Origin of the sequence: Vibrio sp. Vb1127, from assembly GCF_033338735.1 — a bacterium.
GTDB classification, from domain to species: Bacteria; Pseudomonadota; Gammaproteobacteria; order Enterobacterales; family Vibrionaceae; genus Vibrio; species Vibrio alginolyticus.
On the sequence record NZ_JAWOTF010000002.1, the window covers coordinates 261,197 to 273,782 of the forward strand.

The following is a 12,586-nucleotide window of genomic DNA, read 5'->3' on the forward strand; positions in this document are numbered from 1 at the left end:
GGTCACGTATTTTTAAGGAGATTATCCGTGAGCACCGATAATAACGGTGGCATTCAACGCCCCGATGGAAAAGTAAACGCAATAGATACTGACTATCAAATTGGTCAGGATAACGTTGCGCTAAAGGTAGGCCCATTTGGCCTTGATATTCATAACCGTGTTTTTGCAATTTCTGGCTTAGCAATCGTCATGTTTGTTGTGATAACACTATTATTCCGAGAACAGGTAGAGCCGTTTTTTGCAGACCTACGAGCGGGTTTGTTGCACAATTTAGACTGGTTTTTTCTCGCTTCAGGTAATATTTTTGTCATTGTCTGTGTCGGATTGATCTTCACACCATTAGGCCGTGTACGAATCGGTGGTACTGAAGCAACACCGGATTACTCCTATGCCGGATGGTTGGCAATGCTATTTGCTGCGGGTATGGGCATTGGTCTCGTATTCTTCGGTGTATCAGAACCGATGTCCCATTTTAGTTCTGCGATTGGTGGCGTGAGCGTTGAGAATGGTGTACGTACTGACTGGGCACCGCTAGGTGGTGCAGAGGGCGATGCAACTGCAGCTTCGGCATTAGGGATGGCTGCGACGATTTACCACTGGGCACTTCATCCGTGGTCAATATACGCGCTCTTGGCTCTTGGGCTGGCTATCTTTTCATTTAACAAAGGTTTGCCACTCACCATGCGCTCAATTTTTTACCCTTTGTTTGGTGAGCGTGTATGGGGTTGGACTGGTCATATTATCGATATTCTTGCAGTTGTAGCGACGGTTTTTGGTTTAGCAACATCGCTAGGCTACGGTGCGTCTCAAGCCGCAACGGGTTTGAACTTCCTGTTTGATGTCCCAATGACCAATACCACGCAGGTTATATTGATTATTGGTATTACTGCGCTCGCTTTAATCTCTGTTGTGGCTGGACTCGATAAGGGCGTGAAAATCTTATCTGAAATCAACATGGGTCTTGCAGCGCTGCTATTGCTATTTGTTATTGTTGTTGGCCCAACGATTGCGATTTTAACTGGTTTCTTCGAGAACATCGTTTCCTATGTGGCTAACATCCCTGCCTTATCTATGCCATTTGGACGAGAGGATGTGAATTACTCTCAAGGCTGGACGGCGTTTTACTGGGCGTGGTGGATTTCTTGGTCACCATTTGTGGGTATGTTCATCGCACGTGTGTCTCGCGGTCGTTCAGTTCGTGAGTTTATTATTTGCGTTATTCTTATCCCATCTTCAGTTTGTGTGTTATGGATGACGGCTTTTGGCGGTAACGCAATTAGCCAATACGTTAATGATGGCTACGAGGCGGTGTTTAACGCAGAACTACCTTTAAAACTTTTTGCCATGTTAGATGTTATGCCATTGGCTGAGATAACATCTTTTGTCGGCATTATCTTAGTCGTGGTGTTCTTCATTACCTCTTCTGACTCAGGATCACTGGTTATTGATACTATTGCTGCGGGCGGTAAGGTCGATGCACCAACGCCACAACGCGTGTTCTGGTGTACGTTTGAAGGTTTGGTTGCGATTGCATTGATGTTGGGTGGTGGTCTAGCTGCTGCTCAAGCCATGGCGGTGACGACTGGTTTACCATTTACTATTGTTTTGCTTGTTGCAACAGTATCTTTGATAAAAGGTTTGATGGATGAACCTCGTCCAAAGGCGGTTTCTAAGAAATCAAAATAACTAGTATCAGCAATTAAATTATTGATAAAAGCGGTATGCGAAAGCATGCCGCTTTTTTTTGGATTTCTATTTTTCTCTGAGAAATGAACAGCATGGAAAATGGTCTTATTCTGGTTGTTTTTTGTACTGCGCATTTAGGTGACTATTTAATAAATTAGACCTCGAACTATTTTAACTTTTGGTTAATAGGCTTGTTCTTGTGATGCGAATCACAAAAATACCGATAAAAAGGCGGATTATTTGATTTTTAGTCGCGAGGGATGCCCATAATAAAAAGGAAATTTAATTAGACCTCAAAGGATATGTATTTTCACATGATCACATCAGCACCTTGGGTCCTTTATCCAGAGATTGGAGAAGACTCAAGTAAAAAATGGATTTTTCGTGAGCCTAAAATCTCTGATGGTGACGACATTTACAGCTTAATTGCAGACTGTCCTCCATTGGACATGAACTCATCTTATTGCAATTTCCTACAGTCTACGCATTTCAGCAAAACCAGTATTTTGGTTGAGCAAAAAGGCGAAATCGCAGGTTTCATTTCCGGTTATCAGAAACCAGACGAGCAAGACGTTTTATTTGTCTGGCAAGTTGCAGTCTCACCTCGCTTTAGAGGTCATGGTTTAGCATTCCGCATGTTGAAAGAACTTCTCACCCGAGAGGAATTAGGCGGTGTTAAATCGGTAGAAACTACCATCACGGAAGATAATAAAGCCTCTTGGGCACTGTTCAAAAAGTTAGATGCGATGAACGGCAATTCTGGCCAAGTAAGCACATTTTTGGATGAAGAAGCCCACTTTAAAGGCAAACACGATACAGAATATTTGTATCGCATTCCTCTCAAATAATCCTCAAACAATAGGAATTAAAAACGGTCTCATCATGGATATTTTCAAAAAGCAGGAATCCAACGTACGCTCATATTCAAACAATTTCCCGGTCGTTTTTCGTAAAGCGAAAGGCTGCTGGCTAGAAACAGAACAAGGTGAACGATACTTAGACTTCCTTGCTGGAGCGGGATCTCTAAATTACGGCCATAACAATCCAGTACTAAAACAAGCGTTGCTTGAGTACATTGAAATGGACGGCATTACTCACGGTTTGGATATGCACTCAGAAGCGAAAGCATCGTTTCTGGAAGCGTTGGATACTTACATCCTTAAACCAAGAAACTTGGATTACAAGGTTCAGTTTACGGGCCCAACAGGTACTAACGCTGTTGAGGCGGCATTGAAGCTGGCTAAAAAAGTAAAAGGCCGCGACAGCGTCGTTGCGTTTACTAACGGCTTCCATGGTTGTACTGCTGGCGCACTGGCTGCAACGGGTAACCAGCATCACAGACAAGGTAACGGTTCTAGTCTAAGTAACGTCACTCGTATTCCATTTGAAGGTTACGCTGGCGTAGATGGTCTCGCGCTGTTCGAAACCATGCTAAATGATAACTCTGCAGGTATGGATAAACCAGCCGCTGTACTTCTTGAAACTGTGCAGGGTGAAGGTGGTTTAAATGCTGCTTCAAACGAGTGGTTACAACGTTTGAGCAAAATCTGTAAAGCCAATGACATTCTTGTGATTGTCGATGACATTCAAGCAGGTTGCGGACGTACTGGTACTTTCTTTAGTTTCGAGCCGTCTGGTATCCAACCGGATATCGTGACGCTATCGAAGTCGATCGGTGGTTACGGTTTGCCGATGGCTGTCGTATTACTTAAGCCTGAGCTTGACCAGTGGAAGCCAGGCGAGCATAACGGTACGTTCCGTGGCAATAATCACGCCTTTATTACTGCTGCAAAAGCACTAGAAATTTACTGGGCAAACGATGATTTTGAAACACACATCAAGCAGTGTTCAGACAAGGTAAGTGCAGTGATTGACCGTTGTGTTCGTCGCTTTCCTCAAATGTTTGTGCAGAAAAAAGGCCGCGGCATGATGGTTGGTATTGAATGTATCAATGGTGACATGGCATCTGAAATTGCGAAAAACTGTTTCGAGAATGGAATGGTGATAGAGACAGCGGGTCCAGACGATGAAGTTGTGAAGTTCTTCTGTCCACTAACCATCAGCGAATCAGAGCTAGATCAAGGACTAAGCATCTTTGAAAATGCAGTAGAGACTATCGCTGCGAAACATTTCAAACAAGCATCTTAATAAGGATTTTAATTATGATCGTCAGAACTCTAGATGAATGCCGCAACAGCGAACGACGTGTTGTTTCAGATAACTGGGAAAGTGTCCGCATGTTGTTGAAAGACGACAACATGGGTTTCTCTTTCCACATCACAACGATTTATGAAGATACAGAAACTCATATTCACTATCAAAACCACCTTGAATCGGTGTTTTGTATGAGTGGTGAAGGTGAGATTGAAGTTGTAGGTGGAGAAACGTACCCAATCAAACCAGGTACATTATACATCCTTGATAAACACGATGAGCACTACTTGAGAGCTTATAAGAATAAAGAAATGGTAATGGCGTGTGTGTTTAACCCACCGATTACTGGCGCTGAAGTGCACGATGAAAACGGTGTTTATCCTCTCGTTGACTAAAAGATGATGGTGGGGTGCTTTGCCACCCCACACTTTACTATCTCTTCTTTTTTCTTTTTAAAGTTACCAATCAAAAAAGGCTTATCATGACATTTACCGTAGAAAAAATCGGCGGTACATCAATGACAGCATTTGATGCTGTTCTCGACAATATTATTCTTCGTCCCAAAACACCATACAATCGTATTTTTGTCGTATCTGCATACGGTGGTATGACCGATGCGCTGCTCGAGTGTAAAAAAACCAGTAAACCAGGCGTTTATCAGCTTATCGCGAAACGCGACGACAAATGGGAAGAAGCGTTAGCGTACGTTGAAAGCCGTATGTTGCTGACCAATGAAAATATTTTTGCGGACCCAATGAATCGTATCCGTGCGGATAAATTCATTCGCTCCCGCATTGCTGAAGCGAAAAACTGTATCGCGAATATTTTAGAAACCTGTCAGTACGGTCAATTTTCGTTGCGCCAGTACTTGCCTCAAATTCGAGAGTTTCTCTCGTCTATCGGTGAGGCACATAGTGCTTACAACACAGCACTAAAACTAAAAAATATGGGTATTAACGCTAAGTTCGTTGACCTGTCTGGTTGGGATAATCAAGCGCCAAGAAGCCTTGATGAGTCGATCAGTGACGCGTTTGCTGATATCGATGTATCAAAAGAACTGCCAATCGTGACAGGTTATGCTTACTGTAAAGAGGGCCTAATGCACACTTATGACCGAGGTTATAGTGAGATGACATTTAGCCGAATTGCAGCAATAACAAAAGCGGATTTAGCAGTAATTCACAAAGAGTACCACTTGAGCTCAGCAGACCCACGCGTTGTTGGCCCTGAAAAAGTATTACCAATTGGTAGTACAAACTATGACGTAGCAGACCAACTTGCTAACCTTGGCATGGAAGCGATTCACCCAAATGCCGCTGCGGGTTTACGTGAAAGTGGTATTGAGCTACAGATTAAAAATACATTCGAACCTGAACACGAAGGTACTTTGATCTCTTCAAGCTACCGCCCAGAAGAAGACAAAGTCGAGATCATCGCAGGTAAAGAGAAAGTATTTGCACTGCATTTGTTTGACCAAGCAATGGTAGGAAAAGCCGATAACGTTAGTTACGAATTGATGGAAATCATCTCCGATGCTCGTGTAAGTTTGGTTGGTAAAGAGATGAACGCTAACTCAATTACTTACTATCTAGGTGGCAGTACTGATAGCTTAAACAAAGTATTGTATAAAGCCGAGAAACGTTATCCGAATGCCTCGATTAAAGGTCGTATGGTCGCGCTTATCTCAGCCATCGGTTCTCAAATTGATACCAACAAGACGTTGGCGAAAGGTGTGCTTGCATTGATGAATAATGGCGTTACGCCAGTTGCACTGCACTCATCATTGAGAAATGTAAATGTTCAATTTGTTGTCGGTGATAAGGAATACCAGCACGCGATTTGCGCATTGCATGATGAGTTTTTCCAAAGTAGCAGTTTAGCTAAATCGGTTAATGTGGCTTAGTTTATCCACGGTTAAAATATAAAGGAGAGCAGGTTAGCTCTCCTTTTTTTGTTTTTCAGTTTGTACTCACAATGCCCACTTTGTATAGGCTAAACAGGCGATTTAAGTAAGTTCCTATGTGGCGATACACATAAGCTAGCAGAATGGTCTGCTGGCTTATGTTACTGATTAACTAACGTTAACTTAGTTTACTTAAACTTGCTGATTTCTTGTTCAACTTTGTCTAGTTGTTGCAGCTTCTCTTGCATTTTTAGAGAGTCGTAGTTTAGTGAAGCAGGGTTCATCGCTGTGCCACGTTGCATTGGGTATTCTGGAAGTGTTTTAAAGAACTCTCCCACAACGTCTTGTACAGGTACAAATAGCCACATGTTGTCAGCCATCCAACGCAAGTACATTTGTGATTCGCTTGGGCCTTTTTCGAATGGGTCAGCGCGTAGGTGGATGATTTTAGGCCAGTTCGGAGCAAAACGAACGGCGTTACTTAGGTTCCCTTCAAGCGTTGCAAAGTGAAGTTTCCAGTCATTCCAGCGGACAGCGTTTAATTCACCATTAGACGTAAAGTAAAGCAGCGACTCACGAGGGCCTTTTTCTTCCTTACCTTCAAAGTATGGCATGAAGTTGTAACCATCTAAATGCACACGCCATTCTTTGCCATTTGCTTTGTAGCCTTCTGCCAGTTTTTCTTTTACATCAGGTACGCCAGCAGCTGCCAATAATGTAGGCAACCAGTCTTGGTGTGCCATCATTTCATTGATCTTGGTTCCTGGCTTAATGACGCCTGGCCAACGAACCAGTTGAGGAACACGCATACCGCCTTCCCAAGTTGTACCTTTTTCACCATGGAATGGTGTTGCGCCACCATCTGGCCAAGTCATGGTTTCTGCGCCGTTGTCCGTTGAGTAGATAACGATAGTGTTGTCTGCAACACCTAGCTCATCCAGCTTGTCGAGTAAAACACCTACATGATCATCATGTTCCAGCATACCATCGGCATAAATGCTTACACCTGATTTACCTTGGTATTTTTCCTGCAAGCGAGTCCAAACGTGCATACGAGTGGCGTTATGCCAAATAAAGAAGGGTTTATCCGCCTTAACTGCTTTTTCCATAAATGCCAAAGAGCTCTCTAGGAACTCTTCATCTGCGTGCTCCATACGTTTTCGTGTCATCGGGCCAGTGTCTTCAATCTTACCGTCGGCATAAGACTTAATGACACCACGAGGGCCATAGTTTTTACGAAACTCTGGGTCTTTAGGGTAGTAATAAGTTTCAGGTTCTTCTTCTGCGTTTAGGTGATATAAGTTACCGAAGAATTCGTCAAAGCCGTGTTTTGTCGGTAAGTGCTTATCTTGGTCACCTAAGTGGTTTTTACCAAATTGACCCGTCATGTAACCTTGTTCTTTTAACAGGTCTGCAATGGTTGGCGCCCAATCAGGTATGCCGTGGTCAGAGCCTGGCATACCAATTGTTAACAAACCCGTACGAAATGGCTCTTCACCCGTAATAAAGGCCGCGCGACCAGCAGTACAAGACTGTTGTCCGTAGTGATCTGTGAACAACGCACCTTCATTCGCGATACGGTCGATGTTTGGCGTTTTGTAACTCATCATACCTTGGTTGTATGCGCTGATATTCCAGTAGCCGATATCGTCACCAAAAATTGCCAGAATATTCGGTTTGTCGGCTGCCATAGCAGCACTGGACGCCGCTAACAGTCCTGCGCCTACAGCGATTTTGCTCAATTGATTTGCCATAAAAACTCCAGATTGTTGAGAGTAAAGATAAGCACAAGTGAGCCTTATGCTTAGTTGCTGCATAAGTTAATGATGTATATAGAAAAATCCTCTTATACTCGATATAACCATAAGTTATTGCTAGGTTGTAACCATTTGTTAATTAAGAAGAAATAGGATTGTTCTGTTAGTTTGTAGAGATTCGTAAAGTAGATTTAGATCACTGAAGAGCCTTATTTTTATTGCGTAGTAGAAGAGGGGGATGGAAATGAAAAACAATAGGATGCTCGCTTGTTTTACGGTCCTAAAGCAATACTAAAGTCGTTATGTATTGCTTGTAATTATTTGTATAACCAGTGATTTAGTGTCTATATTGATTTAGGTTGTACATTATAAATATAAGGATATCTATGAGTCAGTGGGCAGGCCGGTTTCGCATTTTATTGCTGGTCAACGTTGTTGTCAGTTTTATGGCTTTTTCTCAAGAGTTATTAACAGAGAAACCAAATATTCCTTCAGGCTTAAATCCAGAATATGCTGGCACACAAGCTTGTATAGATTGCCACCAAAACGAAGTGGAGGCCTGGAAAGGGTCACATCACGATATGGCCATGAAGCATGCAAGTACAACCTCTGTGCGTGGTAATTTTGATAACCATGTTGTAACACACAAAGGAATGCCTAATCGTTTTTTTAAAAAAGGCGACGAATTTTGGGTCAATATTCAAGGTGCTGACGGGCAATGGCATGACTATAAGATCAGCTATACATTTGGCTGGGAGCCATTACAGCAGTACATGGTCGAGTTTGAAGATGGCCGCGTGCAGCTTATTCCTTTTGCTTGGGACACAAGAGCTAAAGTTGAAGGGGGACAGCGTTGGTTTCATCTTTATCCAGAAACGACAACAACGGATGAATTCTATTGGACCAATACCGGGCAAAATTGGAACTTTATGTGTGCTGATTGCCATTCAACGAACCTAAAGAAGAATTACGACGCTGACAAAAACACTTACAACAGCTCATGGTCAGAGATTAATGTGGGATGCGAAGCATGCCATGGTCCCGCTAGTCAGCACATAGAACTGGCCAAGAAATACAAAAATACTGGCACTTCTTTTGAGCATGACAGCCATTATGGCTTTGATCGAAATTTGTCTAAAGCAGTGTTGGATTGGGTGTTTGAGGAAGGCCATAGTACGTTACAGCCGAAATCAATTGAAGCAACCAATCAAGTGCAAACATGCGCTCAATGCCATAGTCGCCGAACCCAGTTAAATGAAACAGGTGATCATGTTAAAGGTTCCTTTTTTGATAAATATCGCTTAAGCCTTATAACACCTGAACTCTACTATCATGATGGACAGATTTACGACGAAGATTATGTTTATGGTTCGTTTCTTCAATCTGAAATGGCGGAGAAAGGGGTCACGTGCACTAATTGCCATGATCCACACACGGCAGAGTTAACGATCCCAGAAGAGGCAGTATGTTCGCAATGCCATATTGCATCGGAATATACACCTGAAAAGCATACCTTTCATAAGGCTGAATCTGAAGCATCGCAATGTACGACTTGTCACATGCCAGAAACGACTTACATGCAAGTCGATCCTCGTAGAGACCACAGTTGGCATATTCCACGACCGGATTTGAGCAAACACATTGGAACGCCCAATGTTTGCATGTCATGCCATGAAGATAAAAGCAATCAATGGGCCGATGAACAGATAGCAGAATGGTACCCGAATTCGAAGTATCGTAATCAACAACATTTTGCTGTCGCATTTTATGCGGATTCAATTGGTCATCAAGGAGCAGCAAATGCGTTGGCATACTCTGCTCAGGATTCGTCGTTAAAAGACATTATTCGTGCTTCAGCCCTGGAGAGAATGGGGGGCAACACTGACCAAAATACAACAGTATCTTTGGCTAGGGCCGTTAAGAATGAGAATGAAATGGTTCGATTAGGGGCAATTTCAGGCTCGTCTGGTTATGAATTTCATGACCGGTGGCGGATTCTAGAGCCATTACTTGGTGACCCGGTGCTTTCAGTGAGAGCGGAAGCTGCCTCGGCGCTGGTAGCGAACTACGCACAAATGACCCCTTTACAAAAAGATATAATTAAATCGCCTTTAGAAGAGTACATGGAAATTCAAGAGTTTAATGCCGATCGTGGTTTCGGAAGAACCAATTTGGCGAATGTGTACCGCAGCTTAGGTGAAATCGACAAAGCGGCCGAGCTGTATAAACAAGCGATCAGCATCGAACCCTACTTCGAAAATAGCTACGTTAACCTAGCAGATTTGTATCGCCACCTAGGTAAAGAAGAAGCTGCGATCACGGTGCTACAACAAGGGATGAAAGCTCAACCTAAATCCAGCACATTACCATACAGCGCAGGTCTTTCTTTGTTACGTCAAGGCAAAGCCGATGATGCGAAAAAGCTACTTAGACGCGCCGCAGAAATTGGTGAAACTAATGCGCATTATTGGTACGTGTACGGTCTAGTTTTAGAAAAAAGCGATGTTCTAGAAGCCAGTAAAGCGTTGCATACAGCATTTGAAGTCGGTGGCAATCCACAACACTTGTTTGCTCAATGCGAGGTTCTAGCGAGAAATCATAAAAAAGGTGCTGTCGCTTTTGCTTTCGATAGGTGCATACAAGAGCTTAGTCACTATGCACCTAAACAAGCTATTGATCAGCTTAAAGCCTCTATTGTTGGGGTCAATAGGAGCTAATTACCAAAAGTGGAGCTTTTATCGCTCCACTTTTTCTTACTTGGTTTAATCAGCGTCTTTCGCTAATCTCAGCCCCATGTCGGACATGATGACTGACTGGCTAGCAAAATCGCGACGATAGTTTTCGGATTCGTCAGCATCATAGGCAAAGCTACCACCTCGTACAGACTTGTGTGCCAGGCTTTCTTTTTCATCTTTTGCGTTTACCGGATTATCACTTGGTGCTGATTTGTAATAGCCTTCATCAAACGCATCAATAACAAACTCACCAACATTACCCGTCATATCGTATAAGCCAAGCTCATTCGGTTTTTTCTGACCTACCTTGTGTGCCTTATTGTTTGAGTTACTGGCATACCAGGCAACGTCGTTAATATCATCAGACCCCGCGTAAGTGAATCCTTGACTTAGATTCCCCCCTTTCGCTGCAAACTCCCATTCTGCTTCGGTGGGTAAACGATAGTGCTCTCCCGTTTTTTCATTCAATTTCTTTATAAAATAATTGGCTTGTTGCCAGCTAATGTTATTCACGGGCGTATTTGGGTTTCTAAAATAACTCAGAGAAGAGCCTGTAACCGATTCGAATAACTCTTGGGTTACCTCAAATTTTGCCAAATAGAAATCATCCACGCGAACGGTGCGAGCCGGGCGCTCGGATTTATTTGCTGATGGATTATCCGAGCCCATCATAAATTGTCCACCTTCAATAAGAACCATATCTTGAGCGATTTTTTGAGCAAGAGGGCTAGGTTGTGTTGTTGCACATCCAGTCATAATTAGCGAAATCGAAATAGCGGCACCAAGGTAAAGAGTATTACTTTTGGAATGCTTCATAGGGGAGCTCCATCAACATTTATGATCAAAGAATTTTATCAAGCAAGTCTATGAAAAACAGTTATACACACTATAACAAGCGCCACGAATAATTGAACATTATCATCACACTAGGCGATTAACTTAATGATTAGTCTTAACGCCGTTGGGCACAGGCTAGCAACTAAGAAGGTGATGAATGCACATAACTCAAGGTCCGCAGTTCAATGGAAAAGCATCCAAGCGATTACATGTCATGGCGAAACCTATCGGTGCAGTGTGCAATATCGATTGCACCTATTGTTATTACCTAAACAAACAAGATTTACTTGAGTACAAGCCAGGCTGCTCACCAGTCATGGATGAGGAAACGCTAGAGACCTATATCCGTCAATATATAGCGGGACAGAATACACCTGAAATCATTTTCTCTTGGCAGGGTGGTGAGCCGACAATGCTAGGTTTGGATTATTTCAAGACAATTGTTGAGCTACAGAATAAATACCGTCCCGATGGCATTACGATCTCCAATGATCTCCAGACTAATGGCACACTGCTTAACGATGAATGGTGTGAGTTTTTAAAGGCGAACAACTTTCTCGTCGGTTTAAGCATTGATGGCCCAGAAATGATGCACAACGCTTACCGAACAAACCGAGCTGGTAGAGGCACATTCCGGCAAGTTATGAATGCGGTTGAATTATTACATAAGCACGAAGTAAAGTTTGCTACGCTCACTTGTGTTAACAACTTGACCGGACGTAACCCACTTGAAGTGTACCGATTCTTGCGAGATAAAGTACGCTCCCCTCAAATGCAGTTTATTCCAATAGTTGAGCAGAAAACATTCAGAACAACCGCCCCTCAAACTTGGGAGCCAAACGAGCAACTAAAGCAAGGAGATAAACGGTTGATCCCAGGTCATAAAGATGCCGTTATTGAGCCTTTTTGCGTTGCGGATGAAGCATGGGGAAATTTTCTGATCGCGATTTTCAATGAATGGGTTTTACACGATATCGGCAACGTGTTTGTGCAGTACTTTGAAGCCAGTATCGAAACCTGGATGGGCAGAAAAAACCCACTGTGTACGTTAGGTGAAATCTGCGGGAAGGGCTTAGCAATGGAGCCTAATGGTGATGTGTTTGCGTGTGATCATTACGTGTACCCAGAATATAAGGTTGGAAACATTCATCACGAAAAGCTCGATACGCTCGCTTATAGCTCTGAGCAGCAGAAATTTGGGTTTGCTAAAAGTCGTACGCTGCCCCAACAGTGCCTTCAATGTGATTATCAATTTGCATGTTTTGGAGAATGTCCCAAAAACCGTTTTATCCGTACTAGGCAAGGTGAGCCTGGTCTTAATTATCTCTGCGCGGGTTGGAAGAAGTTTTTTACCCATGTTGATCAGTCGATGGCGTACATCTTACGAGCGACAGGTAACCCAGTGGTTCACGGTAAATACAGTGACCAGATTCTACGCCAGCAAGCTACTCAAACACAGACTGTGTTTGAAACGAAGTTTTAAGATAGTCACTACGCCTGCTACAGGCCCGGAA

The 12,586-nt window shown here is 43.1% G+C and carries 9 protein-coding genes; 7 read left to right on the plus strand and 2 right to left on the minus strand.

All coding sequences use genetic code 11. The annotated features are described in order from the left end of the window. Positions 1 to 27 precede the first annotated feature (27 nt). The 5 genes from R7H07_RS05140 (at position 28) to R7H07_RS05160 (ending at position 5,743) form a co-directional block, all read left to right on the plus strand. Positions 28 to 1,686 carry a BCCT family transporter gene (locus R7H07_RS05140; RefSeq protein WP_005377772.1) on the plus strand — a complete coding sequence of 553 codons (1,659 nt, stop codon included), beginning with the start codon at positions 28 to 30 and terminating at the stop codon, positions 1,684 to 1,686. A gap of 314 nt (positions 1,687 to 2,000) precedes the next feature. Continuing rightward, positions 2,001 to 2,534: a diaminobutyrate acetyltransferase gene (gene ectA, locus R7H07_RS05145; RefSeq protein ID WP_005393379.1), complete on the plus strand. Its 534-nt coding sequence runs from the start codon at positions 2,001 to 2,003 to the stop codon at positions 2,532 to 2,534. A gap of 34 nt (positions 2,535 to 2,568) precedes the next feature. Continuing rightward, positions 2,569 to 3,834 (plus strand): diaminobutyrate--2-oxoglutarate transaminase, encoded by a 1,266-nt coding sequence (ectB, locus tag R7H07_RS05150; RefSeq protein ID WP_017820939.1) that lies wholly within the window; start codon positions 2,569 to 2,571, stop codon positions 3,832 to 3,834. 14 nt (positions 3,835 to 3,848) lie between these two features. Continuing rightward, positions 3,849 to 4,235, plus strand: a complete 387-nt coding sequence (locus tag R7H07_RS05155) for an ectoine synthase (protein ID WP_005377769.1) — start codon at positions 3,849 to 3,851, stop codon at positions 4,233 to 4,235. A gap of 86 nt (positions 4,236 to 4,321) precedes the next feature. Continuing rightward, positions 4,322 to 5,743: an aspartate kinase gene (locus R7H07_RS05160; RefSeq protein WP_005377768.1), complete on the plus strand. Its 1,422-nt coding sequence runs from the start codon at positions 4,322 to 4,324 to the stop codon at positions 5,741 to 5,743. Between the two features lie 188 nt (positions 5,744 to 5,931). Here the strand turns inward: R7H07_RS05160 and R7H07_RS05165 are convergent, their stop codons facing one another. Further along, a complete protein-coding gene (locus R7H07_RS05165; protein ID WP_005377767.1) occupies positions 5,932 to 7,497 on the minus strand; it encodes an arylsulfatase in 1,566 nt (521 codons plus the stop codon). 389 nt (positions 7,498 to 7,886) lie between these two features. Between R7H07_RS05165 and R7H07_RS05170 the strand changes: the two genes are divergently transcribed. Continuing rightward, positions 7,887 to 10,217 (plus strand): tetratricopeptide repeat protein, encoded by a 2,331-nt coding sequence (locus tag R7H07_RS05170; protein WP_065274484.1) that lies wholly within the window; start codon positions 7,887 to 7,889, stop codon positions 10,215 to 10,217. 45 nt (positions 10,218 to 10,262) lie between these two features. Here the strand turns inward: R7H07_RS05170 and R7H07_RS05175 are convergent, their stop codons facing one another. Continuing rightward, positions 10,263 to 10,991 carry a formylglycine-generating enzyme family protein gene (locus tag R7H07_RS05175; protein WP_372081184.1) on the minus strand — a complete coding sequence of 243 codons (729 nt, stop codon included), beginning with the start codon at positions 10,989 to 10,991 and terminating at the stop codon, positions 10,263 to 10,265. Between the two features lie 238 nt (positions 10,992 to 11,229). Here R7H07_RS05175 and R7H07_RS05180 point away from each other — a divergent pair, with 238 nt between their 5' ends. Continuing rightward, entirely contained in the window at positions 11,230 to 12,555 is a 1,326-nt protein-coding gene (locus R7H07_RS05180) for an anaerobic sulfatase maturase (RefSeq protein ID WP_206959194.1), read from the plus strand. Positions 12,556 to 12,586: the final 31 nt, after the last annotated feature.